The sequence below is a fragment of the Streptomyces marokkonensis genome (genome assembly GCF_039539045.1).
Lineage (GTDB): Bacteria > Actinomycetota > Actinomycetes > Streptomycetales > Streptomycetaceae > Streptomyces > Streptomyces marokkonensis.
Genome location: NZ_BAABCQ010000062.1, coordinates 13,118 through 38,897 on the forward strand (window position 1 = coordinate 13,118; position 25,780 = coordinate 38,897).

The window sequence follows — 25,780 nt, forward strand, 5'->3', positions numbered from 1 at the left end:
GCGCCGGCGCCGGCGCCGGAGGCCCCGTCCGCAAGGGATGACGTAACTCTTACGAGCCACGCAGAGCACGCAATGCGATGTAACTGTCGCCGAGAGTTACGCTCGCCCAATGCACACAAGGCGCACTCACCGCAGGACTCGTATCGCCAGGACCCGCATCGCCAGGACCCGTACCGGAGCCATGCTGCTGGCCGCCGCGTTGCTCGCCACCGCCTGCTCGGCCGGGGGCGCGTCGACGTCCGCGGGTTCGGCGGCGGCGGAGGCGGCCGGCGCGACGGAGGCGGCTGAGGCGACCCTGGCCGCGCTGCCGCAGGCCACGCCCTCCGCGCTGACGCCGTACTACGAGCAGAAGCTGAACTGGCGCGACTGCGGTGTCCCCGGCTTCCAGTGCGCCACCATGAAGGCCCCGCTCGACTACGCGAAGCCGACGGAGGGGGACGTCCGGCTCGCCGTGGCCCGCAAGAAGGCCACCGGCCCGGGCGAGCGGCTCGGCTCCCTGCTGGTGAACCCGGGCGGACCGGGAGGTTCGGCGATCGGCTACCTCCAGCAGTACGCCGGCATCGGCTACCCGGAGGAGGTCCGCGCCCAGTACGACATGGTGGCGGTCGATCCGCGGGGCGTGGCCCGCAGCGAGCCCGTCGAATGCCTCGACGGCCCCGAGATGGACGCGTACACACGGACGGACGTCACCCCGGACGACGAGGGGGAGACGGGCAAGCTGGTCAGCGCCTACAAGGAGTTCGCGCAGGGCTGCGGAGCGGACGCGCCGAAGCTGCTGCGGCACGTCTCGACCGTCGAAGCGGCCCGGGACATGGACGTACTGCGGGCGGTGCTGGGCGACGAGAAGCTGAACTACGTCGGAGCTTCGTACGGCACCTTCCTCGGCGCGACGTACGCGGGCCTGTTCCCCGACCGGGCGGGCCGCCTGGTCCTGGACGGCGCGATGGACCCGTCCCTGCCCGCCCGACGGCTGAACCTCGAGCAGACCGCGGGCTTCGAGACGGCGTTCCAGTCCTTCGCGAAGGACTGCGTGCGGCAGCCCGACTGCCCCCTCGGCGGTAAGGGAACCGCCCCCGAACAGGTCGGCAAGAACCTCAAGGCCTTCTTCGACGACCTGGACGCCAAGCCCGTCCCCACGGGTGACGCCGACGGCCGCAAGCTCACCGAATCCCTCGCGACCACCGGCGTGATCGCGGCGATGTACGACGAAGGCGCCTGGCAGCAGCTGCGTGAGTCCCTGACGTCTGCCATGAAGGAGAACGACGGCGCGGGCCTGCTGGCCCTGTCCGACAGCTACTACGAGCGCGAGGCCGACGGCGGCTACAGCAACCTGATGTACGCCAACGCCGCAGTGAACTGCCTCGACCTCCCCGCGGCCTTCTCCTCCCCGGACGACGTGCGCGAAGCCCTCCCGGACTTCGAGAAGGCATCCCCGGTCTTCGGCGAGGTCCTCGCCTGGTCCTCCCTGAACTGCGCGTACTGGCCGGTGGAGCCCACGGGTGAGCCGCACCGCATCGAGGCGGCCGGCGCCGCCCCGATCGTCGTGGTCGGCACCACTCGCGACCCGGCGACCCCCTACCGCTGGGCCGAGGCCCTGGCCGGCCAGCTCTCCTCCGGGCGCCTGGTCACCTACGAGGGCGACGGCCACACCGCCTACGGCCGCGGCAGCGCCTGCGTGGACTCCGCGATCAACACGTACCTGCTGCGCGGCACCCCGCCGGAAGACGGCAAACGCTGCTCGTAGCCGGCCCCCGACCGCCCCGGAACCTGGGCCTCCGGGGCGGTTACGAAGCACCCCGGGAAACTGTGTAGACTTACCGACGTTGCTGATCGCATCATGGGTCCGCAGCGCGCCGCCTTAGCTCAGATGGCCAGAGCAACGCACTCGTAATGCGTAGGTCTCGGGTTCGAATCCCGAAGGCGGCTCCATCAAACCCCAGGTCACATAGCCCGTGACCTGGGGTTTTGTGTTGCCCGGGGCAGGGCGGGTCACATAGCCGGGTTGCCGTGACTTTGCCTGCGTGAGCGATGCGTGAGCGGAGCCGCCCGGGAACCTACTTCTGGGACTTGCCGCGCTTGGGCTTCTTGGCGCCCTTGCCTGGGGCGTTCGCCTTGGTCTTCGGCTTGCCGGCGTTCTTGGCCGCAGCCTTCTTGGCCTTCTCCTTCTTCGCGGCCTTGCGTGCCGCCTTCTCGGCCTCGGCCTTGCGCTGAAGGGGGACCAGCTTCGCGGTCGCCTCGGCGGCGCTCCTGCCGACCTGGGGCAGGACGCTCTGGTAGATGTCCCGAGTGATCCGGGTATCACTGTGACCGAGGGTGTCCGACACGATCTTGATGTCGATGTCAGCGGCGAGCATCAGGGTGGCGGCGCCGTGGCGGAGGTCGTGCAGACGGATCGGCGGAAGTCCGGATGCGGCGACGAGACGCTCGAAGAGATCGGTCACCTTGCCCGGGTGGAGCCAGGACCCGTCCTCCTGGGTGAAGACGTTCCCCGTCTCGACCCAGGCGGTGCCCCACTCCTGGCGGTCGGCCTCCTGCCGCGCACGGTGCCGCTTCAGGACGTCCACGGTGTCGTCGTCGAGGGCGACCACGCGATACCCGCTGTCCGTCTTGGGATCGGACGCCTCGACCCCCCAGCCGTCCTGCACGAGTTGGGAGGAGACGGTCAGGGCGTGCGTGTCGAGGTTCGTCTCCGACCACGGCTGCCCGCACGCCTCGCCACGGCGAAGGCCACGGAAGGCGATCAGGTGCCACATCGCGTACAGCCGGTCTTCGGCGACGAAGTCGAGGAACGCTCCTGTCTGCTGCGGCGTCCAGACCATCACCGGCGACGGCTTCTCGCCCGTCTGCTCCCACTTGGCGACCCGCTCGTCCGTCCACACGAGCGCCTTCGGCTTGCGCACGGGATCGATCTCGACGTGGGCGGCGGGGTTGAAGGTGATGATCTGCTGCCCGATCGCGTCGTTCAGGGCCGCGCGGAGGGTGGCCTTGACGTGCTGGCGCGTGGCGGGGCCGGTGACGCGGCGGAAGGGCGGCATCTCGTCGATCGCGATCTTCATCGTCTTCCGGCGGGCGCGATTCTCCCCGCCCTTCCACGGTATGGTCGCCAGCTCGTCGAGTGCGGCGCGCCGTTGAGCGTTGTCCTCCAGGATCTGGGCGTTCGCGTCGCGGATGTCGGTGAACATCTCGCTGAGGTGGCTCACGCGGAGCCGGTCCAGGCGGCGGTTCCCGATGCGAGGCTTCAGGTGCACGCGGATGTCGGTCTCGTAGCGGTTGAGGCCGGACTTGCGTATGCGCTTGCCAGCCAGCCACCGGTCGAGCCACTCGGCCACGGTCAAGCTGCCGATGAGGTCCTGGCCGGAGTGGAGACGCCGCCTCGTCTCCTCGACCTCGGGCAGAGGCGACCGTTCGCGGCTGACCTCGGCCAGCATCTCGGCGATGAGTTCGGTGCCCTCGGGGTCGTCCGATTCGGCCAGCCCGAGGAGGGCGCGCACGTGGTCGAGGTCGGCCTGGGCCGCCTTGAGGCTGCTGTACCCGCCTCGGGCGAAGGAGCGCCGACTGCCGTCCTCGCGGGGCGAGAGCTCCTGGCGTACGGAGTAGGTGCAGTGGTTCCTGCTGTTGCGCTTGGGGCAGGAGGTGCCGAGTTCCTTGCCGGTCTTCGGGTCGCGACAGGAGCAGCGGCGGTAGGTGGAGCCCTTCAAAGATCATTCTCCTCGGTGGTCTCTGGATCGCTCCCGGATGAGTCGATCGCGGTGGCCACGTCTGGCCACAGGGACGGGGGAGTGACGCCCTCTTCCTGGATGAACGCGCGGATTCTGCGCAGGTGGCTGGCGGCGTCGTCGGCCGCCTCGGCGGCACGGGCCTGAGAGCGGAGGGCCTCGGCTTTACGGTCGGCGTTCGGGGCGGTCTCGGCGTGGTAGCGAGCGTGGTCCTCGTCGCGGCGCGCCTTCCGTAGTTGCTCCTCGGCGGCGTGGTGGGCGCGGAAGTAGCGGAGCATGTCGTCGTCCGTGCCGAGGTCGGTCTCCTCCCCGGTGAAGCGGCGCAGCGCGTCCAGCGAAGTGGTGGGGTGCTGAAGCGGGAGTCGCTGCACGTCGTCGACGTAGCCGACCGGGTAGACGAGGCAGATGGGTGGGGTGTTGAGCGCTTCGGCCAGGACGATGACGTCGACCAAGGGCAGGTTGGAGCGGCGTCCGGACTCCATGTTGGCGATGACGTTGCGGGGGATCGGGTGGCCGATCTCCTCGCACTTGTCGGCCAGGTCCTGCGCACTCCAACCCAGTTCCTTCCGTCGTCTGCGGACTTCGGCGGCCACGGTGGCCATTACCTGATCCACCCACTCCTGGACGTCGTCCTCGTCGTCGACCTTCTTGCATCCAGGATCGCTACGGTGCTGTGTCATTTAGACACAGTAGCTCGCTTAGCGTTGATTCCAAGACCTGGAGACGGACGCGATGGGCGCGTTCGCCGTGGGCTCAGTCATGGATGGAGCAGGCATGCGCGAGAACGAAGAGGCCGGCCGAGCGAAGGGGATGAGCCGCGAGGAGCTCCTTGAGCTCCCTGCAGCCGTTGACCTGGAGACAGGAAACCGGGCGCTGGGACTGGGACGGAGCAAGGGGTACGAGCTCGCCAAGCGCGGCCAGTACCCGTGCAAGGTGCTCCGTCTCGGAAACGCCTACCGAGTGGTGACCGCGGACTTGTTGGCCCTGCTGGGGCTGGCAGCGTGAAGCGCCTGACGCGTAGCAGATGGTTCTGCGCTGAGCTGACACAGAAACGCTGGACTGTGGCACGGCGTGGACGTACTGTCCGTGGTCGCTCGCGGTGCCGAGAGACCCGCGAGAAGAGAGGGAGCCTCCGGCGGTGCAACGCCGGAGGCCCCGAGACTCCCCAGCAATCCCGTGAGAACCGACCCGGCGGCAGGGGTGTGCAAACCCGAAACCGCCAGACGAGGAGCCGCCCAGTGCAACCCGAGAACTCCGAGTCCTATTCCGCCCCCGTACGAGCGGCTTGGCCCGCCACAGCCATCCCCGGCCGGCCCGGAGCCCACCTGAGTCCCGCGCAGGCCGACGGCAGGGTGGACCCGAGCGACGGTACGGCCGATGACAGCGCCAACGAGGCGGACCCGGCGATCGGCCTGGAGGCCATGCCCGACGCGGAGCCGACGGTCGGCTCGAAGGCTCTGGACGAGCTGCGCTCGCAGATAGCCCGGTTCGTGATCCCGCCCTCCTCTGAGGCGCTGGACGCGATCACTCTGTGGGTGGCAGCGACACATCTCCAGCCGGCGTGGCAGCACGCCCCTCGGTTGGCAGTGGTGGGGCCCGCGAAGCGCTGCGGCAAGTCGCGGTTGCTGGACGTGCTGACCGAGACGGTCCACGAGCCGATGCTCACCATCAACACCACACCGGCGGCCATCTTCCGCTCGATCCACGAGGACGAGCCGCCGACGTTGCTGGTGGACGAGGCCGACACCATCTTCGGCCCCAAGGTCGCGGAGAAGAACGAGGAGACGCGCGGCCTGCTCAACGCCGGCCATCAGCGCGGGCGGTACGTCACCCGGGTCGTCGGCAATGATCACACTCCGCACAAGTTCGCCACCTTCGCGATGGCGGCCATCGCGGGAATTGGGGACTTGCCGGACACGGTCATGGACCGGTCGGTGGTCATCCGAATGCGGCGCCGGGCCGAGGGCGAGAAGGTCAAGCCCTTCCGCTCCCGCCGGGACATCCCGGCCCTGCACGAGCTGCGCGACCGCATCCACGCACTGGCCAGGCCGCTGCTGGAAGACGCCGCGAACCTGGAGCCGGACATGCCGGTCGAAGACCGCGCCGCCGACACGTGGGAGCCCTTGGTGATCGTCGCTGACCTGGCGGGTGGTCGCTGGCCCCGGCTGGCGCGGATCGCCTGCGCGCGGATGGTCGCTGCCGAGGTGGCGGCAGAAGAGGACCACCCCAGCGGGGCGCGCATCCTCGCCGACATCCGTCGGGTCTTCTTCGCCCAGAGGGAGGCGGACAGCCTCTCCACCGAGGATCTGCTGCACTACCTGAACGCGGACGCCGAAGCCCCGTGGGGAGAGCGAGGGCGCTACGGCCTGACCGCCCGCGAACTCGGCGCGATGCTGCGCGATTACGACATCCGGCCCGGCAATGTACGCATGGCCGACCGGTCTCAGCGCAAGGGCTACATGCGCCACAAGTTCCTCGACGCGTGGCGGCGGTACTGTCCGGCCGTCCACCCAGTCGACGCCCGCCGCGGCGAGAGCTGATCCGCGCCTCCTGGTTGCCGTACTTGCCGTCCCTGCCGTGATCTCGCAGGTCAGACAGCACACCGGCAAGACGTCAGCCAGGGGCAAGACGGCAACGCAGGCGTTTCCAGGCGTGATGCCCGCCGGAGACGTTGCCGAAATCCGTCTTGCCACGTCCCAGGCGTCCATGCCGTATCGCCGCAGCTCACAGCCCTGCCTACTGGGACGGACGGTGCTGCGCAGCCGTCCCTTCAGGGGACACACCGGCCAAGCAAGGCCCGTCCCGAAGGCACCGCGTTCTTGTCCCGAGTCGGGACAAGAACGCCGCACACCTGTCCCGACTCGGGACAAGACGCCAGCACCCGCCGGGACGGCACATCAGGAGAGCTGCCGTCCCGCCCTGACCTGCACGTGCAACGGCCGAGACGGCAAAGACGCCGCACACCGCTACCCCCAGGAGCCTTCCGCTTGACCACTCCGCCCCTCACGCAAGCCCCACAGCCGCACGATGACGTCCCCAGCGAAGGGCTACCGAAAAGGAAGGCTGACGCCGAGCAGTTCGCGCTCGGCGCGGCCGGCGTCGTCATCGTCGCCCTGACCGCCGGAGCGTTCTGGCTCTCCTACGCGCACCTGGCCGACGTCGCCGGCCAGCACGGGCTCGGAGCGTCGCCCATTCGCCGCTGGGCCTGGCCCGCCACCCTGGACGCGTTCATCGTCGCGGGCGAACTGCTCATGCTGCGCGCGGCACTGCGCCGCGTCACGGACCCGTGGGCGATCGCCGTGACCGCCGTCGGATCGGTCGGCTCCATAGCCCTGAACGTCGCCGGGGTCAGCGGCACGGGCAACGCACGCACCGTCCCGTTCCTCGACTACGTGGTCGCCGCCGTCCCTCCGGCCGCCGCGATGGTCGCCTTCGGCGTCCTCATGCGACAGATCCACCAGCTCGTCGCGCCGTCCGACGACTCCCCGAACACCGGTTCCGTACAGACGCCGGAGCAAGCGGTCGGCGACTTCAGTCACAGCCACCTGCCAGACGCCGCTCCTGCCGGTTCGCGAGCCGCCGGCGGTGAGCGGACGGAACCCGCGGCGCAGGTTCCGGAGGGCAGACCGAGCGGTGGCCGTCCGGCGAAGGCGACCATCGCGGAGCTGGCGGATATCGGCCGGGCCGCCGGTCACCAGCACGGCAAACTCACGCGCGGCCTGCTCCGAGCGGCAGTGAAGGACCGGGACCTGACGATCGGCAGTGAGCGGCAGACCGAGGTGATGGAACTGCTTCGGCCGGAACTCGAAGCCGCCGGGATCGAGGTCTCCAGGCGCTGACTGCCATGTGCTCGGGTGACCGGAACCCTTCCGGTCACCCGAGCTCCGCCAGCCGCCCCGCAGATTTCCACACCTGTGGACAACACGACGACCACCGCCGGGCAGGCATCCTCGCCCCCGCCTGCCAGCCGTACCTGGAGCATCTTCCTTGACGCACGACGAGCACCCGCCTGAAGACACCCATGATGAGACACCTGTGTCGTCGCATTCCCTGACGCTGCTGGGACGTCTACGGCGGGCGTTCGGACGGACGGCCCCTGGCGGAGCCAGTAGTACCCCGAGTCCGACTCAAGGCCGGTCTTCGGCGGTCTCCGCCCCGGGGGTGGCGGAGACGGCCCGACGCCAGGGGGCGCCGGACCAGGGGGTCGGCGCCGAGGGCGGCCCCGACCCGGACACTCTGCACGCTGCCCAGCAGCAGATTCTCCGCCCCGAGCCCGCAGCCACCCCGGCGGCCGTTGAGCGAGACGTGCAGAGCGTCCAGCCAGCGATCCGTCGTTTCACCGGCACGAAGCGGACCATCCGTGTCGGTCCGATGCGGTTCACCAGCGACGAGCACGTCAGGCTCCAGGAGGCCGCCGCCGAGCACGGCTACAAGGGGGAGTCCGGTTTCGCCGCCGACATCGTCCTCGCCTTCATCAGTGGCCGGTTCACCGCGAATCTGCCGCTGTCCGAGGAACGCCGCCGCACCCATATGTTCCGTGCCCAGGTGCTGCGCGAGCTCAACCGCATCGGCGTCAACGTCAACCAGATCGCCCGCGCCCTCAACAGCGACCTGACTCCGCCCGACATCCGTCACCGTCTCGACGAACTGGACCGCCTGCTGGAGCTGATCGCCGAGGCCCTGCGTGAACCCGCTGGTGACAGGAAGGACCAGGCCGCGTGATCGCCGCCATCAAACCGGCCGGGTCCAACACCCGTGGCCTACTCGCCTACCTCTACGGCCCCGGCCGTCACGACGAGCACACCGACCCGCACATCGTCGCCAGCTTTGCCATGCTCGGCATGCCCGACCCTGGCCGCGACGAGGACGCCACCCTCACCCAGCTCGCCCGCCACCTTGACGAGCCTGTCCAGCTCCGGAACAGCGAGTTCGGCAAGAAGGTCACCGACCACGTCTGGCACTGCCCCGTCCGCGCAGCCCCCGAAGACAGTCGCCTCTCGGACGCCGAGTGGGCCGAGATAGCCCAGCGGATCGTCGAAGCCGCCGACATCGCCCCCGCCGGAGACGACCTCGGCTGCCGTTGGATCGCCGTACGCCACGCCGACGACCACATCCACATCCTCGCCACCACCGTCCGCGAAGACGGCCGCCGCCCCAGGCTCCACGACAGCGGCGTCCGCGTCGGCGACGCCTGCCGCCAGATCGAGAAGGACTACGGCCTGCGCCAGCTGAAGAAGGGCGACCTCACGGCCGGACGCCGGTCCACCCAGGCCGAGATGCACAAGGCCGAACGGCTCGGTTGGGAACAGACCAGCCGCGACTGGCTCCAGGACCGCATCCGTGCCGCCATTCCCCACGCCAGCAGCGCCGAGGAACTTCTCGCCTACCTCGAAGCAGACAACATCGCGGTCAAACCCCGCCGCGGACCGTCCGGAGACCTCCTCGGCTACGCCGTCGGCCGACCGGGCGACCTCAACAACGACGGCGAACAGATCTTCCACCCTGGTGGAAAGATCGCCCCCGACCTCACGCTTCCCAAACTCAAGGCCCGCCTCGAAACCACCGTGCTGGAGGAGCACCCCACCGCCCGCCGCGACCAACCTGCCACCCCCTGGCACCAGGCTACCGACGCCCTCGACACCCTCCGCACCGACATGGCCGACGACACTCATGCCCAGGCCCACATCACCGCGCTCGGCGAACTCATCGAAGCGACTGCCCAGAAAGCCCCCGCTCACCTCCAGGCCGAACTCCGAGCCGCGTCACGAGCTTTCGCCCGTGCCCAGCGCTCCCAGATCCGCGCCGAGAACCAGGCCGCCCACACCCTGCGCACTGCCGCCCGCGACATCGCCCACACCGCCACCGGTCCCGACGCAAGCGTCCTGGCCACCCTGCTCGCCGCCCTCGTTTGGGCTACGGTCCTCGCCGCCCACTGGCACGACGCGAAGAGCCACGCTCACCAGACCGAAGCCGCCCGCCAGGCCCTTCACCACGTTCAGGTGGCAGCCGATCAGGCCCTCACACCTGTTCTCGACGGCCTCGCCACCCGTCAACCGAGCGAGCAGGCTCGCCGGACCCTCGTCCACGACGTCTGCGCCGCCATCCCCAACCACGCCGACCGCATTCTCAGCGATCCCGCCTGGCCCGCCCTCGCCGCCGTCCTCGCCGATGCCGAAGCCGGCGGCCACAAGCCCCACCAGCTCCTCAAGGAAGCCGCCGTCCAACGTGAACTCACTACCGCCCGCCAACCCGCACGGGTCCTGATCACACGCATCCAGCACACGAGCCGCAACCCGGCGCCGAACCTCCGAGCCGAAGCCGCCCGCCGACGGACCACCATGCGGCTATCCGCGCTTGGACCCGCACTGGATGGGGCACAGCCCGCCTCGCCATTGGTGTCCGTGCACCCGAACAACCGTCCACGGCGGTGAGGGCGCGGGCTCAGCCATCAAGCCCGGTCCGCGCACTTTTCCCTGAGAGGCTTGCTGTCAGGTGCGGGCTGGGCGACGCGGCCGGGGCTGTCCAGGAACTGCACACCCCCGACCACCGCGGTGTTCGCGGTCGTCCTCACGCGGCCGTTGGCTTGGTTTTCGTGCGGGCCTGTTGCAGCAGCTCCCGTAGCCAGCCCATCACACCCGCAGAATCCTGGGTGCGGTCGATCTCGCTGAGGACGATCTCCCAAATTTCCCGAACGCCCGCCGCATCTTCCTTGTAGTAGGCGTCGCGGACGCCCTCGCGGATCGAGTCCTCGGTGAAGGTCGCGTAAATACCGAGGAACTGGCGCGTCATGAGCCCGCTGGTCTGCCGCGGGTCGTAGACGATGTGGTGGCCGTCGTTGTCGAGCCGGTGAGTGAAGTACTCATCCGGGCCGAGCGGGGCCTGCTCGATGTGGAGGTGCTGGCTGCCAAGCCCGTTGGGCAGCCGCCCGAAGTGGTCGCACATGCGGTCACGGAAGGCATCGAAGCCAGCACGTGTGGTCAACGTCGTCATACCGTCACCTCCGTCGACTCGCTGAGGACGTTACGCATCGCCGCTTCGACGGCGGCCCTCGGGGATCCGCAGACGATGATGCCGACGATCACGTCGTCGGCGAACTTCTCCACGGCAGGGGAGCACGAGCCGATTTCCCGCATCTTGGTACGGAACGCTTCCACCTCGGCGATGGCGCGTTCGGTGACGGACGTGGCTTTCATGCTGCCACCCCCGGAAGGTTGACGTACTCGGTGCGGACGTTGACGAGCTGGGCGTGGGCCTCGCGCAGGGAATCGACCCGCTTCTGCAGGCGGCCGATGATCACCTGCAGTGTGTCCGGTTCGAGGTACTCGATGTAGTGGTCATCGAAGACCTCAATGGCCACGAAGGGCAGCCTCTCCGCTGGCCTGGCCGAGAAGGGGTGGGACTGGATCTGCCAGCTGAGGAAGCGGAAGTCCTCCGGGCCTCGCGTGGTGCACAGCGGGCCGTAGAGGGGTAGTTCGTCGGCTGTGCCGGGTATGTCGCAGTAGATGTCGTGCGGGTGCGTGGGCGTGTCGCTGTCTGCCTTGTGGTCGACCATGCAGCCGGGCATGCAGGTCACGGTCACTTTTTCGCCCGTGACGGTGCTGGTGAAGGTGAATGTCCGCTGGACAGGGGACCCGCCCACGGCGGGCTCGCTGTCGGACGGGGCTGCGGGGACGGGGTGGAGCCTGGCAGCCTGGCCAGCACTCCCGAGAGGGTGGCTGGTGTGGCCCTCGTGGCCGTCGCCACTGGTGGCCGTTGGCGTGTCTTTCATGCTTTGTCTCCTCCGTTACGGGAGTCGGGCGATGGCCCCACCTCCGGTGTTGAACCCGTCGGCCGGGACCCTTGCTTTGGTGATACGCGCCCTGCCGAACGGTGGTCGAGGGAGCTGTCCCGTTCGAGGGGACCAGGCCGGACTAGGTCCTCTTCGCGTAATTGGTGCGTAGAATGCCCCCTTTCACCTGGCGGGGTGACCCGCTGGGTACCTCCTCGGCCAGGGCCTCGCAGGAGCGACCGGGGTCGCTTACGTCTCAGGCGAGACGTCAACCCCCCTGTGGTCATCGAGTCGTCGAGGGAAGTTGCGGTCGAGGGCGGCCAGAATCTCGACGGCTGCGGTGATGTACCGGTACGAGGTCATGGCCCCGATGCCGAACCCGGCCGTGAGCTAAACAAACGGGTGGCCGTTGCGGAGATGGAGAACGAGCGTCTGCGCTCGAAGGCGCCAACTGAAAGCGAACCCACTTCAGAAGGAGCGGGCTCCTATCGCAGCCCGGTTGGGAGTATCCAAGGGCAGCGATTCAGACTTGGGTCCTGGAAGCTTTGCCTCACTCGCTTGCGAGCAGCTCATAAGCTTCCCCGGCACAACCCCATGACAGCGTGACGCCAGCGCCTCCGTGCCCATAGTTGTGCACGACCAAGGTGCCGTCCTCCTGCCGGTCAGCGCCCACCCGGACCGTAGCCCGGGTGGGCCGGGCACCGATCCGATGCTCCAGAACGCGGGCTGTGGCGAGACGGGGTTCGACCTCGGCGCAGCGGGCCAGGATGCTGGCCGCCGCCGTGTCGTCGGAGGCTAGGCCACCCTCACCGTCGATGGCCGTGCCGCCCAGGACGACGGTGTCGCCGTGTGGGTAGAAGCACAGCAGGTCCGGTGAGAGGCCGGTGTCCTCGGAAAAGAACTCGGTCAACCCTGGGTTGGTGACGACGACGTGCTGGCCGCGGATGGGCCGCAGGTCAGGGTCAGGGAGTAGATCCTTAGCACCGAGGCCCGTGCAGTTGACGATCACGGTGGCCGGGCCAGCGTCCGGGAGTGACGCCAGGCGTCGCCGCTCGACTGTTCCACCAGCGGCATCAAGCCGATGCAGGAGGTAGTTGAGGTAGGTGGGCATGTCGATCAGCGGCACGATGAACCGGTAGCCGGCCGAGAATCCCGTCGGCAGCTCTGCCAGGCCGCACGGCCGGAATCCGGGCAGGGTGGTGGCCCAGTCCGGTGGTGCCTCGGCCGTGCGGGATGCCTCGATGCCGCTGGTGAGCCGGACGCCCGTGGCCGGATCCTCGGCCAGCCTACGGAAGATCTCCAGCGACCGTTGTCCCCACTGGTCGACCTTGTCCTTCGGTTCGACCAAGTACGGACCCCACATCGCCCCGGCCGCCAGCGAGGTGACGCCCGGCACCTCCTCGGCGATGACATGCACCGAGACGCCGGCCTCGGCGAGAACGACGGCGGTGGTGAGCCCTGCCACCCCAGCCCCGACAACGACAACACGCTCCCCTGCGGCCATGATCCTGACCCTAACGGCCGGGTGGTGTCGACGGGGCATGTTGAGCGAGGGCGTGCTCCAGGGTCGGCAGGAAGCTGCGAACGTGGGCGTTGCGCTGTCGGCGGCGCAGGTCTGCGGCGAGCTGGTGGAGCAGGGCCGCGCTGCGTGGCGAGCGCACGACGTCGAGGCGGTCGGTGACGATCTGGCCGACCTCACAGGCGGCCTCCAGATCACCATGGGCGCTGTAGCCCAGGGCCAGCCAGGCCCCCTCGAACATGGCCCTGCGCTGGCTGGGGTCACCGCGCGGGACGTCGTACGCACCGGACCGGAGCATCTCCGCACCCTGGGCGAGGAAGCGCCGTCCCCTCGTACCGCCGTCCGCCTTCAGCTGGGCGCGGCCCATCTGGACAAGGCCGTAACCGGCCTGGCAGTCGAGGTGGTTGTCGGTGAGGAAGTACATCCAGCGGGGTTCCTCCTGGCCTCCGTCCCGGCTGGTGATCAGTTCACGTGCGGCCCCACGGGTGTGGGCGAAGTCGTTGTCGCGGTCGGCGGTGGCGTACGCGTACGCGAGCCGGGACAGGACGGATGCCCGTACGGCCGGTGGTGCGGCGTCGCTGGCGCGGCGAGCAGCCTCGCCGAGAGCGATGGCGTCCGCCGGGTGGCCCCGACTCGCGGCCTGGAACGAGAGGTCGCCGAGGATGTGGGCGCACAGGGGCAGGTCGTTGACCTGATGCGCCGCGCGTAGCGCCGTGGCGAAGTAGCGCTGCGCCAGACCGTGATCGGCAGCGTCGAACGCCATCCAGCCGGCCAGCTGGCCGATCTCCGCGAGCGCGCGAATGAGACGGCTCGCGACGGCGGGAGCGTGACCGCCTTCGCGGATCAGGAGGCCGACCGCACGGAACTGGGCACCTACGTAAGGGAGATGCCGTGCCCCACCGTGCTCATCATCGAGCGCGGAGAGCATAGGCAGGTGCTGTTCGACTTGGTCCACGAGCGGATCGGCACCCACGGACGGTGTGATCCGATGCGTGTACTGGCCGCGCCCCGCGGTGCCGTCGAGGTACTGGGCGACGATCGCGAGGAGCCCCGCACCTGAGATCGCGAGGAACCGGCGTCGGTCGACGAGCCCTCCCATCACCCAATCCTCCACGGTCGCCTCCATGCCCTGCACGGTCCAGGGCCGTGCGAGATCCGTGTCGGCCGGAACGAGCGCCGAAGAGTCACCCACGCGGCCCTGCCAGAGTTCGGCCACCGACATAGGTCTACCCAGCTCCTGGGAGAGCACGTAGGCCGTCATCATCGGTAACGGCGAGCGCGGCAACGAGCCGGCGTCCCGCCAGTGGTAAGGCGCCGACTCAGCAACCGTCCCAGCTCCGAACACCCTGTTGAGCTTGCGAGCGAGAGCCTTCGGGCTCCACCCGAGTTCGTCGAGGCACCCCGCCAGTACGGCGTTGGGTTCCCCTGCCTGCGGTGCCACGTGCGACCACCTCTTGCCCCAGTGGTTCGTCCACCACTTCTCGCGCTCCCTCATGGTGCCGCCCTCGGGCCGCTGGTTCACCTGCCTCTTAACGAAGTTGACCGAGTTGACCCGTTGATCGGGTCCTGCACGACCCCGCTCCTCCGGTGTTCTTGGACCCCGGCGGAAGGCGCCGTCCTCGGTGCCGACGGAAAGAGGTGGGCCTTGAGATACCGCACGAGCGCCGCGCGAAGCCGTCTCGGCGGTGTGCTGGACCACGACACCGAGCGTCCGGCGTGCGGCCCGGCGTCCGGACATACCGACGGCGCCGGCGGGACCACGCTGATCACGGATCTGCCGTACGGGCCGAAGGCGGCCGAAGTCGCCAGGGAGGCTGTGGCCGTTGCGCTCCACGGAGCCGAGGAGACCCTCCTCGATGACGCACGTCTCATCACGTCGGAGCTCGCGACGAACGCTTTCGCCTCGGGCAGCCCGCCCCTGGTCCTGTGCGTCGATCGCGCAAACCCGACCACCGGCAGTCTGGAGGTCGAGATCACCGTCACCGACGGCGGCTGCTCTCAACGGGCGCCGTCTTTCCCTCAGGCTCCGGGCGAGGAGGCCGAATCGGGACGAGGTCTGGTCATCGTCGAGGCCCTGGCCGACGCCTGGTCGCTGACGACCGGCACCTGCGGCACCCGCGCCTGGTGTCGGCTCACCCGTGAGGTTCGGTCCTCGACTGCCAGCGCCTGATGCCCTCGCCCGTGACACCCCTCTTCGAAGGAGGCACCACCCAGTGCGCATGCACCATGCAACTTCACCACCCCCGCCCACGGTCGTGTCGGAGGCTGTCCGGCGGCCCCGCGTCATCGTCGCCCTCCACGAGGGCTTCTACGGCGCAGCGTCGGGCACTGGATTCAGTAACCGTTCCTTCCTTACGGCGCTCGCCCGCATCCTGCCGCCAGGCCGCCTCTCCGTCATCACCCCGCACGTGCCGGAGACAGCGGGAGCGCACGACCGGCGGTGGGCCGCCGAGGTCCAGCAGATGCTTCGGCAGGCGGAGGCCGACGTCATCACGTCCCCGGGGGTCCAGGCGGCGCCGGAGTCGATCCACGGTTCCGTGCAGTTGTGCGACTTGGCGGGCGAGGCGGCCGTACGCATCGCTGAGCGAGCGAGCCGGTGCCTCCTCATCGGCCTCGACATCCCGTTCCTTGGGCTGGCGCCCTACACGTCGCCGACCATGGACCTGCTTCTCGTTCCCCGTTCCATGACGGCGCTGACCCGGCCCAAGGACCTGTCCCGTGTTCGTTGGGAGCGGGAGGCCCTCCGGGCGGCAACGGTCCGTGGCGGGCGCATCGGCGCCATCTCCTCGCACATGCGGGGCCATCTCCTCGTCAACTACGCCGTCCCTCGGGGAAGCATCGTGAGCATCCCGAACGGGCTGATACGGGAGGAGATGGCCAGGCCGACCATCGTGCTGCCTCTGCCCTTCAAGGCCCGCGCCGGATTCCTTCTCGCCATGGGCCGTGCCGTGCCGACGAAGGGCTTCGATGACCTTCTGGAGGCGCTGCTCCTCCTCAAGCAGCGTGGGGTTCGCGCTCCGCACTTGGTCCTGGCGGCCGTGACCTCGGACGAACACGAGCGCTCCACCTCATACCAGGAGGACCTGGCGGCGCACATCCACGCACACGGCCTGGACGCGACCCTGATCACGCGCTTCACCCCGGCGATCCGCGCATGGCTGTACAACCCGGCCCTGCGCGCAGTCGTCGTTCCCTCACGCGAGGAGCCCTTCGGGCGCATCCCCCTGGAGGCGTTCGCGGCCGGAGCCGGCCCAGTGGTGGCGACCACGGCCGGCGGACTCGCCCAGACGGTCGTTGAAGGCGAGACCGGCTTCACCGCCGCACCACGGGACGCCAAGTCTCTGGCCTCCGCGATCCATCGCGCCTTGACCGTCCTGCCCAGGGAACGTGACCGGCTCCGTAGCGCCGGGGTGGCCTTGGTGCGCTCGCGTCACGACTACGAAGCCAGCATCGCTTCCGTCATCGGGCGCATCGCCCCTTGGGCCCTGGAACCCGCGTCAAGCGCGGAAGGACGATCACGATGAACCGGCCGGTTGTGTTGGTCAGCCTGGAGTCCCCGCACCGCTTCTGGCGGCTGTCCGTCGAGCACGAGCGGGCGCTGTCAGCCGCCTTCCCCGGAGTGGAGTTCCGTACGGCGACTGAGGAGACCGTGCCGCACCAGTTGGCCGAAGCGCACGTCTATTTCGGCTGGACGTTCAAGCCGTCGTGGCTGTTCGGCGCCCCTCACCTGAGGTGGATCGCCTCCCCGTCAGCCGGCACCGACCATCTGCCTGTCGCCGAGGCCCACTCTGTCGGAGTCGCTCTGACCCGCTCGTACGGGTTCCACGGCAGGCCAATGGCGGAGCACGCCATGGGGATGGTCCTGGGATTCTCACGGGGTCTGTTCATGAGTCAGCGGGTCCAGCGGAACCGGTCCTGGTGGAAGGACGACCTGGCTGAGGAGTTCTTGGACCTGGCGGGGGCGACGATGACCATCGTCGGCTGTGGCAGCATCGGCGAGCACCTTGCTCGCGCGGCCCGCTCCTTCGGAATGGACGTCGTCGGCGTACGGCGCACGCCGCCGGTGGCCGTCGAGGGCGGGATCACGTGGATGCACGCGTCGGCAGTGCACCAGGCGGTCGCCGTCGCCGACGTGGTGGTCGATCTGCTGCCCGCCACGCGGGCCACTGACCGCTTCTTCGACCACGACCTCTTCACGGCGTTCAAGCCGAAGTCCCTCTTCCTCAATCTCGGCCGTGCGACGACCGTCGACCAGTCGGCTCTGCTGGCCGCTCTCAACGCTGACCACCTTCGCGGCGCAGCCTTGGACGTCTTCGCCCCGAAACCGCTGCCGGTCCGCCATCCACTGCGGCTCCACCCGCGGGTCGTCCTCACGCCGAAGAGCTCCACGCTCAGCCGCACGTACATGGACGAGGCGGTCGCGTTCTTCGCCGACAACCTGCGCCGCTACCTCACCGACCAGCCGCTCAACGGCCTGGCCGAGGTGCCCGCTGCTCGCTCTCCCCTCGTAGGAGGCTGACCAATGCCGACCACACGCCACCGCGACCTGGTTGCCGCTTTCACGGCGACCAGCCGCAACCACCCCTACCTGGCCTTCACCCTGAACTCGCTCTGCAACCTGGACTGCGTGTTCTGCAAGCCGCGCTGCATGCCGGACTACGGGCACAAGGACCGACCCCTGACCGCCTCCGACTACGCGGCCATCGCCGCCGAGGCCGGCGCCTGGCAGATCAAGAAAGCGCACTGCTCCGGCGGCGAGCCGACCCTCCGAGCGGACATCATCGACGTGATCGCGGGCCTGGCGGACGGCCTCGGGTCCGACGCCGCGATCGGCATGACCAGCCACGGCAACCTGCGCCGCGGCCTGAGCGTCGAGAAACTCCACCGCGCCGGTCTGACGTACCTCAATCTCAGCCTCCACAGCCTCGACCCCGACCGGTCCGCCGAGATCATGGGCGGCGGCGACCCGCGCGTCACCCGGCGCACCCTCGACACCGCGCTCGCCCTCGGCCTGCGCGTGAAGATCAACTGCGTTCTGCAGCGCACCTACCTGGATGACGCCTTCGCCGTCGCCGAGCTCGCCCGCGACCTGCCCATCGCCGTCCGGCTGATCGAACTCCAGAACATTGGCCCCGCCCAAGCGCTCTTCGACACCGAGTTCATCAGTGAGGCGGAGGTTCGAGACCGTCTCCACGAGTGGTTCGTGAACGCCGGCGAGGTGCGCAGGGACGAGCTCGGGGTCCGCAGCCCCGGGCAGTATCTTCGCCCGGAAGGCTGGGCGGGCTCGATCGGCTTCATCTCGAACTCCAGCTGCGCCACCTGCTCCGACGCCAACCGCATCAAGATCACGCCCACGGGCGTGGCCCGCCCCTGCATCCTCCACAACCGCGACATCCCTCTGAAGCCCCATCTCGCCGACGGCACCCTCGGCAACGCCTTCGCCCACCTCTTCCAGGCCATGCTCGACCGCAACGCCAACGACGCCTGGCAGGGCTTCCACTACGTCGACTACGACCTGCGCTGGGACCGGATGGAGCGTCCCGAAGGCACCCCGGTCCTGCCGCTTCTCCCTCTCTTGACCACGGAAACGGCCCGGCTCTCCTGCGCCCGCGCATCCACCGAGGAGCGGTGATGGTCATGGTTGAGGCGCCTCTGTACCCAGGGCTCGGGGCGCTGTACGAGCGCGAGCTGGATGCTCACGGCGTCGGCGCGGCGATGCTCACCCACAAGTGGCAGCCGGCCGACCTGCTGGCGCCCCACTCCGACATCGACGTACGGATTCTCATCCCAGAGGCACCGACGGACTGGGAGGAGTGGAACCACCGCCTGGCCGCCGCTCACACGGCCGCGGTCGGCAGGGACATCTCTCACAAGCGTCTCTTGGAGCACCCGCCCGGCTTCGCGTTCACCATGGTCGAGGCCGACGGACGATTTGTCTCCGCGCCCGAGCTGGCGACCTGGTCGCTGATCAGCGGGAGCGTCCGTGACTTCCAACGCTGGAAGTCGCGGGCCCAGATGGCGCCGTGGCGCGAGGTCGACGAGCGGTTCTACCGGGGAATCCTCCAAGCCCGGCTGGGCGGCCGGTACCAGCTGGCGGCGGACAGCATCGACAACGTGGTGGAGAACGTTGCCGCGTACCGGCGCCACTGCGTGGCCTGGCACTACCTCGCCCCGTGCTGGTTCGCCGCAGCCGCTCTCGCGACACGGACCCGCTGCCCCGGCAAGACGGCCGCCCTCACGCAGTGGCGGCCGGACGGGCTGGACGGGTACGCCGAACTGTTTCTCGGGCATGCCGACGACCGGTCCGACGCTCGCCCTCGGGGCCCGCGCCACCTGCTTCGCACGGCCCATGTCGCTCTGGAGGCGGCGATGCGCCGCGTTCCCGACGCGCCCAGCACTGTCGGCGAGTGCGGCTTTCACGCCGACACCGACTGGGTGATGACAGCCGGGATGCTCCGCGTACGCGTCGCCCGCTGGCTGTACTACCTCGACCCGCCGCCGGGTGTCGCGACCGAGTATCTGATCCGGCGCGAAGCGAAGGAACTCCGATCCGCCGCAGGGACCTTGATCGCGCTCGCGGCCGACGAGACCACTCCCGCCCAGCGGCTGGCCGCCCGAATGGCGAGGCTGATCCCCACCGGCCCGACCACCGCCGGCACCCTGCGCGCGACCCTCGCGCTCTGGCACCAGCAGAGGCCCACCGTGCAGGACTTCCTCAGCCACACCCCCGGTGACGTCCACCCCTAGCACAAGGAGTCCCGCCATGCCCGCGCGTGCACCCCTGCCCCGTACCCTGAAGACGGCCAAGGTCAAGATCACGACCAAATGCAACCGGTCCTGCGACTTCTGCATCTTCGCCGACGGCGCCCAGGGCGAGAACATGTCCATGGAGCTGTTCTCCACCATCCTGGCCAGGCTGGAGACCATCCCGTTCCAACAGCTGCACATCAACGGCGGCGAGCCCACGGTGCACCGGGACTTCCCCGCCCTCAGCGACGCGGCCCGCGCCCGCCTGCCCGACAAGGTCATGGTCCTGGGCACGAACGCCATCACTCTGGCCCGTAACAAGCGGATTATGGACGCCACCCTCCGCTCGTACGACCAGGTCCTCATCGGCTGCGATGACGAGCACGAGAACTACGACGAGGTCCACGCTGTGGTGCCCCGCCTCCGCGAGGCCGGCAAGACCGTGGTCATCAACAGCGTCTTGGAAGGCATCAGTTCCCTCCGCCTTACGCAGCTCGTGCGGCTGTGTGACACGTACGGCGCCATCCACGTCACCAACCACGTGCATCACGTCGACGTCGGCCAGCCGGCGAACGAGCTGCGTGGCCTCTGCGACCGCTATCTCGACCAGCACCTGATGATCGAGATGGACGGGTCCTGTTACCGCTGCTTCAACGCCATGGCGAAGGACGACAGCGAGTTCAGCATCTGGGACGAGGACTTCGCGGCGAAGGTCTTCGAGCCCCGAGGCCACCACTTCCGATTCTGCCTGCGCTGCCACGAGTACACCGACTCCGGCGCAGCCCTCCTCCCCGCCCCGGCCCTCACCGTCTGACCCCAGACCGGAGGTACACGACCATGCCCGCAGTGCTCGGACTGAACTTCCACCACGACACCAGCGCCGCCTTAGTCGTCGACGGCCGCCTCTACGCGGCCGAAGAGGAACGCTGGAGCGGCGTCAAGCACAACCACCCCACCCGCAAGGGCACTCTCACCACCCCAACCCGCGCGCTCCAGTGGTGCCTGGAGGCCGCCGACCTCGAACCGCAGGACATCGACGTCGTCTGGGCCGCCTCCATGCGCCCCAACCCCGCCGCCGGCTGGTGGCTGGCCGAGGAGCGCGACGAACTCGCCGCGCTCCTGCCCGCCCCGCTCGGCGAACACCTCCGCCTCCTCTCCCACCACACGGCCCACGTGCTCTCCGGCTACCTGCTCTCCGGCCACGAGTACGCAGCGGGCCTCGTCATCGACGCCGGCGGCTCCTCCCTCGGGTCCGACTTCGGTCCGGGCCGGGAGCGCATCACCGGGTACGGCCTGCGACCCGATCGGATCGACCGCCTCCACCAGGGCATGCCGACCGTTGTCCGAAGCCCGGCCGGGCCCCGGCGCATCCACTCATCCCTCGGGCACTTCTACCGGAACCTCGCCCGACGAGTGATCCCTCCCGGCGACGAGCCCGAGGGCAGCATGATGGCGCTCGCGGCCTTCGGCGACCCTCAGCGCTACGCAGCTCAGCTCCGGGATCTCGTACGGCTCGGAGACGACGGCGAGGTGCGCATCGAGTACCCCTGGGGCTCGGCGGACAGCGGCACCCCGCTGCTGCTCGGTGGCCGGGCCTGGACCGCTGCCAATGTCGCGGAGCAGCCAGAACACCAACGGGCCGACCTGGCCGCCGCCGTTCAAGAGGTCTTCGCCGAATCGGTCGTCCACGTCGCCCGACACCTGCAACGTCTCACCGGATCCTCGACGTTGGTGTTCTCGGGCGGGTGCGCCCTGAACTCCCACCTCAACGGTCAGCTGGCCGCCGACAGCGGCTTCGACACCCTCTTCGTGGCACCGGCCCCGCACGACGCGGGCACTGCCGTGGGCGCCGCGCTCTACGGCTGGCACTACCATCTCGGGCAGGAGCGCCTCCCAGTGCCGACAGACGCGGCCTGGGGCCCGCACCCGGGTGCCGTGCCAACGCCGGCGGTGCCGACTGGGTACCGCGCCCTGACCGGCCTCGGACGGGGACTGGAGCCAACCGTGGCCGCGCTGCTCGCGGAGCAACACATCGTCGGCTGGGTGCGGGGACCGCTCGAATTTGGGCCGCGTGCCCTCGGTCATCGCTCGATCCTCGCTCACCCCGGCCACACCGCCACGCGTGATCGACTCAACGCGATCAAGAAGCGAGCGACGTACCGTCCCTTCGCCCCGGCTGTCCTGGCCGAACACGCCACGGAGTGGTTCATGTCGGAGGGCGACCCTTTCATGAACCGGGTCGCTCACGTCCGACGGTGCCAGGCCACCCGCATCCCCGCAGTCACCCACCATGACGGCACCGCTCGCGTCCAGGCCGTCGACCCCCACCATCAGGGCCTGCGCGAACTCCTGGAGCAGTTCCACGAGCGCACCGGACTACCGCTGCTGCTGAATACCTCGTTCAACCGAAAGGGCACCCCGATCCTGCGGACCGCCGAGCAGGCCGTGGCAGCGGCGGCTGACCTCGGCCTCGACGCCCTGGCTGTCGGGGACACTCTCCTGCTCGCCGGCCACCTGTCCGACCCCCGTGCCACGGCTCTCCTCACGAGGTGAGGCGGATGAACCCCACCGACCTGGACCACGTCCTCACCGTGCTCGGCACCGCCCTGTGGAGCACAGACGAGCAGTCCTTCGCCGAAGTCGCCGGCACCCTGGCCCTCACCGTCTACGACGGCCACACACGCGACCAGGGCACCCCGTACCTGGAGCACCCGTTGGCCGTCGTCACGCTCTTGCGCGCCGAAATCAGGGTCAGCCACCCCGAGACCCTCGTCCTCGCCCTTCTCCACGACGCCCTGGAAGTGGCTCCCGAAGCGGAGGCGCTGCTCGTCCAGCACCTTGGAGCCCGGTTCACCGTCCGCCTGCGCGCCATGACCGCCGACCACCGCCTCGAACAGCGTCCCAAGGCCGCCGGCGATGAAACCAACTGGCGCTTCAAGCAGGCCGCGCTCCCATCCGAGGACCTCCTCGTCCGGTTCGCCGACCGCCTTCACAACCTGCGCGACCTTGCCCTCTCGCCCAACCTTGACCGGCGCCGGCGGTTCCTCCGGAGCCTGGAGGACTTCTACCTCCCGATTGCCGACGCCGCCCGCAGCCTCAGCCCCCACCTGGCGGCCATGCACGCGCTGCTCCACGCCGAGTACGACCGACACCAACAGGAGGTACGTCCGTGAAGCGGATCGTCTACTCGATGGAGCCGGTCGGCCGGACCGGCGGCCGGGTTTACCTGCGGATGCTCCACGAGGCGACGGCCGACGACGTGGAGTGGCGCACGGTCCCGGACCACAAGCGCACCTACCGCGTCCGCCGCTGGCGCAAGCTCCGCCACCTTGCCCGCCTGGCCCCTTCCATACGGACGCTGCACGGCACCACCGGCACCTTCGTGTGGGACGACCTGAGCCTGCTGCTCTTCACCCCGGAGATGAGGGCCCGCACGGTGTTCCTCCTCCACCACTACGAGCCGCTGCAGCACGACTCCGCACCCGTCGAGGCCATGCTCTGGGAGCACCTGTTCCGGATGCTGCCGCAATGCGCCGCCGTGGTCTGCGTCGCCCCGTACTGGGCGGAATTCCTCCGGGCCCGAGGCATCCGCAACGTGCGTGTGATCTACAACGCCTTCGACATGACGGAGATCGAGAGGGCACGCGGCTTCGACCGCGCCGAATGCCGCGCCGAGTTCGACCTGCCCCCGGACGCGATAGGCGTGTACGCGGGCAAGGCCGTGCACTGGAAGGGCATCGAGGAGGTCTCGGCGGCTCTGGCCGGCGGCCCCAGGCTGCGGGTGATCACCAGCGGCAGCAACACCATCGGCTTCGACGGTGCCCACTACGACGTGGAACGAGAGCGCTACCTGCGGCTTCTGTGCGCGTGCGACGTCGGTGTCTTCCTTCCCCGGATGCGGGAGGGCTGGAGTCGCTGCGCGGCCGAGGCCCTGCTGCTCGGCCTGCCCTGCCTGATCCGCCCAGTGGCCGGCCTGGGCGACCTCGCTACCCTGACCGGTCAGCCGGCCCCGGACCTCGGCCGCCTGCCGACGCAGGTCCGGGAACGCGCGGCAACGCGTCAGGCCGAGGCCAAGGCCGCATACGAGGCCCTGGCCCGGTTCGATCTGAACTACTTCGGCAACGCCTGGGGCGACCTGCTGGCGCAGGTCGCCTGACCAACGACTATGCCTGCGTAGCGGCCAGCTTCTTGGCCGCGGCGTCCAGACGGGCAAGCACGCGGTCCCGGCCGAGCAGCTCCATGGACTCGAACAGAGGGAGTCCGATCGTCCGGCCGGTGACCGCTACCCGGATGGGCGCCTGGGCCTTGCCCAGCTTGAGGCCGTGCTTCTCGCCGACGGCGAGCAGGACGGCCTTCAGGTCGTCCGCCTTCCAGTCCGCGACAGTGGCCAGTTCGGCACGGGTGTCGGACAAGATGTCGCCGGCGCCGGCCTTCATCGCCTTGTTCCACGACGCCTCGTCCTCGACCGGCTCGTCGAGGAACAGGAAGTCCACGTAGCTGGTGATCTCCGACAGAAGCGCCAGTCGGGTCTGGGCCAGCGGGGCCACCGCCTCGAAGAGGTTCCTGTCGAACGCCTCCGGGGCCCACGGCGCGTACGGGGCGACGAGCCATGGCGCACAGGCGTTGGCGAACTGCTCCGGCGAGAGCGCGCGGATGTAGTCGCCGTTGAACGCCGTCAGCTTCTTCACGTCGAAGAAGGCAGGCGCCGTGTTGACGTCCTCGATCCGGAAGAGCTGCTCCAGCTCCTCGTGCGGCATGATCTCCCGGTCGTCGCCAGGGCCCCAGCCCAGGAGCATCAGGTAGTTCACCATCGCCTCGGGCAGGAAGCCCTCGGCGAGGTAGTCCTCTAGCGCGACCTTGTCACGGCGCTTCGAGAGCTTCTGCCGCTTCTCGTTCACGATCACCGGCAGGTGCGCCCACACCGGCGGCTTCGCACCGAGCGCCTCCCACAGCAGCTGCTGCTTCGGCGTGTTCGACAGGTGCTCCTCACCGCGGATGACCTGCGTGATGCCCTCGTCCAGGTCGTCGACCACGTTGGCGATCAGGAAGACCGGGGACCCGTCACCCCGGGCAATGACGAAGTCCTCGATCGCGTTGTTCGGGAACGCTGGCTCCCCGCGGACCAGGTCGACCACGACGGTCTCGCCCTCGTCAGGCGTCCGGAACCGCAGCGCCCGTCCCTCCTCGAAAGCCAGTCCCCGGTCCCGGCAGAACCCGTCGTAACCCAGGTGGTCCGAGCCCGTGCGCTCCTTCAGCTGCTCCCTGCTGCAGTCGCAGTAGTACGCCCGACCGGCCGCGAAGAGCTGCAGACCCGCTTCCCGGTGCCGATCGGCGTTGTGCGACTGGAAGTACGGCCCCTCGAAGGCGGCGTCCTCTTCGTGGATGCCGATCGCTGCAAGAGCGCTGATGATCCCGTCGATCCACTCCGGCTTGTTCCGGGCCGCGTCTGTGTCCTCGATCCGCAGGACGAACGTACCGCCGGACTGTCGCGCCACGGCCCAGTTGTAGAGAGCGGACCGTGCACCACCGACATGGAACATGCCGGTCGGAGACGGGGCGAAACGAACACGAACCGGGGCAGTAGACATGCCCTCCAGAGTACCGACGCCGGGCACCGCCTTCGGACAAACTGAGCCGACCTCACCTCTGGATCATCATGGTCTGTCCGCCGGGAAGGCGCCTCAGCGCGTCAGCCCCGTTGTCGTGGGAACCGCCGACCCTCCGAACGTCGGTAAAGCGGTCTCGTCGGTTTGTCATGCCTCGGCAGCGTCGAGTGCGGCCGCTTCCGCCGTCGTCTGCTTTGGAGCGTCAGCCAACTTCCATTCGAGACTGCTCAAGTCGAATCCGAATCGACTGTTCTCCTCTACGAACGCATTCTCTCGGAAGACGAGGACAGGTTTCGGTCCTGGTCCGGAACCTTGAGCTTCCTCCCAAATGATTTGCGCAGGCCGGTTGCGAAACTCCTTCAACTTCTTGTCGCGTCCCTCTCCCGCTTCCATTAGGGAAATGTCGATGCCATCCGAGATGAGC

The 25,780-nt window shown here is 69.1% G+C and carries 24 protein-coding genes, 1 tRNA gene and 1 pseudogene; 16 read left to right on the forward strand and 10 right to left on the reverse strand.

Annotated features, from left to right (window positions below; all coding sequences use genetic code 11):
- The first annotated feature begins 109 nt into the window (after window positions 1-109).
- Window positions 110-1,744: an alpha/beta hydrolase gene (locus tag ABEA26_RS17335; protein ID WP_345593320.1), complete on the forward strand. Its 1,635-nt coding sequence runs from the start codon at window positions 110-112 to the stop codon at window positions 1,742-1,744.
- Window positions 1,745-1,852: 108 nt separating this feature from the next.
- Window positions 1,853-1,929, forward strand: a tRNA-Thr gene (locus ABEA26_RS17340).
- Between the two features lie 125 nt (window positions 1,930-2,054).
- Here ABEA26_RS17340 and ABEA26_RS17345 read toward each other — a convergent pair.
- Both ABEA26_RS17345 and ABEA26_RS17350 read right to left on the reverse strand, forming a co-directional pair.
- Complete coding sequence (locus ABEA26_RS17345) at window positions 2,055-3,698, reverse strand: tyrosine-type recombinase/integrase (protein ID WP_345593321.1); 1,644 nt, start codon at window positions 3,696-3,698, stop codon at window positions 2,055-2,057.
- Window positions 3,695-4,396, reverse strand: coding sequence for a helix-turn-helix domain-containing protein (locus tag ABEA26_RS17350; RefSeq protein WP_345593322.1), 702 nt, complete (start codon window positions 4,394-4,396; stop codon window positions 3,695-3,697). Before ABEA26_RS17350 ends, ABEA26_RS17345 begins: the two co-directional genes overlap by 4 nt.
- A 94-nt stretch (window positions 4,397-4,490) precedes the next feature.
- Between ABEA26_RS17350 and ABEA26_RS17355 the strand changes: the two genes are divergently transcribed.
- From ABEA26_RS17355 to ABEA26_RS17375, 5 genes are all read left to right on the forward strand, one after another.
- The gene (locus ABEA26_RS17355) at window positions 4,491-4,721 is read left to right on the forward strand and encodes a hypothetical protein (RefSeq protein WP_030404206.1); all 231 of its coding nucleotides are present in this window, start codon (window positions 4,491-4,493) and stop codon (window positions 4,719-4,721) included.
- 233 nt (window positions 4,722-4,954) lie between these two features.
- On the forward strand, window positions 4,955-6,256 hold the full coding sequence (locus tag ABEA26_RS17360) for a DUF3631 domain-containing protein (protein WP_345593324.1): 1,302 nt from the start codon (window positions 4,955-4,957) through the stop codon (window positions 6,254-6,256).
- Between the two features lie 447 nt (window positions 6,257-6,703).
- Window positions 6,704-7,555, forward strand: coding sequence for a DUF2637 domain-containing protein (locus tag ABEA26_RS17365; RefSeq protein WP_345593326.1), 852 nt, complete (start codon window positions 6,704-6,706; stop codon window positions 7,553-7,555).
- Window positions 7,556-7,877: 322 nt separating this feature from the next.
- On the forward strand, window positions 7,878-8,438 hold the full coding sequence (locus ABEA26_RS17370) for a MobC family plasmid mobilization relaxosome protein (protein ID WP_345593327.1): 561 nt from the start codon (window positions 7,878-7,880) through the stop codon (window positions 8,436-8,438).
- On the forward strand, window positions 8,435-10,147 hold the full coding sequence (locus ABEA26_RS17375; protein WP_345593328.1) for a relaxase/mobilization nuclease domain-containing protein: 1,713 nt from the start codon (window positions 8,435-8,437) through the stop codon (window positions 10,145-10,147). The genes ABEA26_RS17370 and ABEA26_RS17375 overlap by 4 nt, the downstream gene beginning before the upstream one ends.
- Before the next feature lie 136 nt (window positions 10,148-10,283).
- Here the strand turns inward: ABEA26_RS17375 and ABEA26_RS17380 are convergent, their stop codons facing one another.
- From ABEA26_RS17380 to ABEA26_RS17405, 6 genes and pseudogenes are all read right to left on the reverse strand, one after another.
- On the reverse strand, window positions 10,284-10,706 hold the full coding sequence (locus tag ABEA26_RS17380; RefSeq protein ID WP_345593329.1) for a hypothetical protein: 423 nt from the start codon (window positions 10,704-10,706) through the stop codon (window positions 10,284-10,286).
- The gene (locus ABEA26_RS17385) at window positions 10,703-10,909 is read right to left on the reverse strand and encodes a hypothetical protein (RefSeq protein WP_125490174.1); all 207 of its coding nucleotides are present in this window, start codon (window positions 10,907-10,909) and stop codon (window positions 10,703-10,705) included. The genes ABEA26_RS17380 and ABEA26_RS17385 overlap by 4 nt, the downstream gene beginning before the upstream one ends.
- The gene (locus ABEA26_RS17390; RefSeq protein WP_345593331.1) at window positions 10,906-11,484 is read right to left on the reverse strand and encodes a DUF6907 domain-containing protein; all 579 of its coding nucleotides are present in this window, start codon (window positions 11,482-11,484) and stop codon (window positions 10,906-10,908) included. Before ABEA26_RS17390 ends, ABEA26_RS17385 begins: the two co-directional genes overlap by 4 nt.
- A gap of 312 nt (window positions 11,485-11,796) precedes the next feature.
- Window positions 11,797-11,907, reverse strand: a pseudogene (locus ABEA26_RS17395) (helix-turn-helix domain-containing protein); the annotation flags it as partial.
- A gap of 127 nt (window positions 11,908-12,034) precedes the next feature.
- Entirely contained in the window at window positions 12,035-12,988 is a 954-nt protein-coding gene (locus ABEA26_RS17400; RefSeq protein WP_345593332.1) for an FAD-dependent oxidoreductase, read from the reverse strand.
- Window positions 12,989-12,998: 10 nt separating this feature from the next.
- The gene (locus ABEA26_RS17405) at window positions 12,999-14,525 is read right to left on the reverse strand and encodes an NsdA family TPR-like regulatory protein (RefSeq protein WP_486388973.1); all 1,527 of its coding nucleotides are present in this window, start codon (window positions 14,523-14,525) and stop codon (window positions 12,999-13,001) included.
- 165 nt (window positions 14,526-14,690) lie between these two features.
- On the opposite strand from ABEA26_RS17405, the gene ABEA26_RS17410 reads away from it, so the two are divergent.
- The 9 genes from ABEA26_RS17410 to ABEA26_RS17450 are packed head-to-tail and all read left to right on the forward strand — an operon-like array spanning window position 14,691 to window position 23,906.
- Entirely contained in the window at window positions 14,691-15,173 is a 483-nt protein-coding gene (locus ABEA26_RS17410) for an ATP-binding protein (RefSeq protein ID WP_345593334.1), read from the forward strand.
- 43 nt (window positions 15,174-15,216) lie between these two features.
- On the forward strand, window positions 15,217-16,527 hold the full coding sequence (locus ABEA26_RS17415) for a glycosyltransferase family 4 protein (protein ID WP_345593336.1): 1,311 nt from the start codon (window positions 15,217-15,219) through the stop codon (window positions 16,525-16,527).
- Complete coding sequence (locus ABEA26_RS17420; RefSeq protein WP_345593338.1) at window positions 16,524-17,522, forward strand: D-2-hydroxyacid dehydrogenase; 999 nt, start codon at window positions 16,524-16,526, stop codon at window positions 17,520-17,522. The genes ABEA26_RS17415 and ABEA26_RS17420 overlap by 4 nt, the downstream gene beginning before the upstream one ends.
- 3 nt (window positions 17,523-17,525) lie before the next feature.
- Window positions 17,526-18,635 carry a radical SAM protein gene (locus ABEA26_RS17425; RefSeq protein WP_345593340.1) on the forward strand — a complete coding sequence of 370 codons (1,110 nt, stop codon included), beginning with the start codon at window positions 17,526-17,528 and terminating at the stop codon, window positions 18,633-18,635.
- The gene (locus tag ABEA26_RS17430; protein ID WP_425587858.1) at window positions 18,635-19,750 is read left to right on the forward strand and encodes a hypothetical protein; all 1,116 of its coding nucleotides are present in this window, start codon (window positions 18,635-18,637) and stop codon (window positions 19,748-19,750) included. Before ABEA26_RS17425 ends, ABEA26_RS17430 begins: the two co-directional genes overlap by 1 nt.
- Window positions 19,751-19,766: 16 nt before the next feature.
- Window positions 19,767-20,564: a radical SAM protein gene (locus ABEA26_RS17435; protein WP_345593343.1), complete on the forward strand. Its 798-nt coding sequence runs from the start codon at window positions 19,767-19,769 to the stop codon at window positions 20,562-20,564.
- Between the two features lie 23 nt (window positions 20,565-20,587).
- Window positions 20,588-22,303, forward strand: coding sequence for a carbamoyltransferase C-terminal domain-containing protein (locus tag ABEA26_RS17440; RefSeq protein WP_345593344.1), 1,716 nt, complete (start codon window positions 20,588-20,590; stop codon window positions 22,301-22,303).
- Between the two features lie 5 nt (window positions 22,304-22,308).
- Complete coding sequence (locus ABEA26_RS17445; RefSeq protein ID WP_345593345.1) at window positions 22,309-22,923, forward strand: HD domain-containing protein; 615 nt, start codon at window positions 22,309-22,311, stop codon at window positions 22,921-22,923.
- A complete protein-coding gene (locus tag ABEA26_RS17450; RefSeq protein ID WP_345593346.1) occupies window positions 22,920-23,906 on the forward strand; it encodes a glycosyltransferase in 987 nt (328 codons plus the stop codon). The genes ABEA26_RS17445 and ABEA26_RS17450 overlap by 4 nt, the downstream gene beginning before the upstream one ends.
- Window positions 23,907-23,913: 7 nt before the next feature.
- On the opposite strand, the gene gltX is transcribed toward ABEA26_RS17450, so the two are convergent.
- The gene (gene gltX, locus ABEA26_RS17455) at window positions 23,914-25,290 is read right to left on the reverse strand and encodes a glutamate--tRNA ligase (protein ID WP_345593351.1); all 1,377 of its coding nucleotides are present in this window, start codon (window positions 25,288-25,290) and stop codon (window positions 23,914-23,916) included.
- 213 nt (window positions 25,291-25,503) lie between these two features.
- Window positions 25,504-25,780, reverse strand: a 277-nt coding sequence (locus tag ABEA26_RS17460) for a hypothetical protein (protein ID WP_345593347.1), incomplete at its 5' end; no start/stop codon positions are given.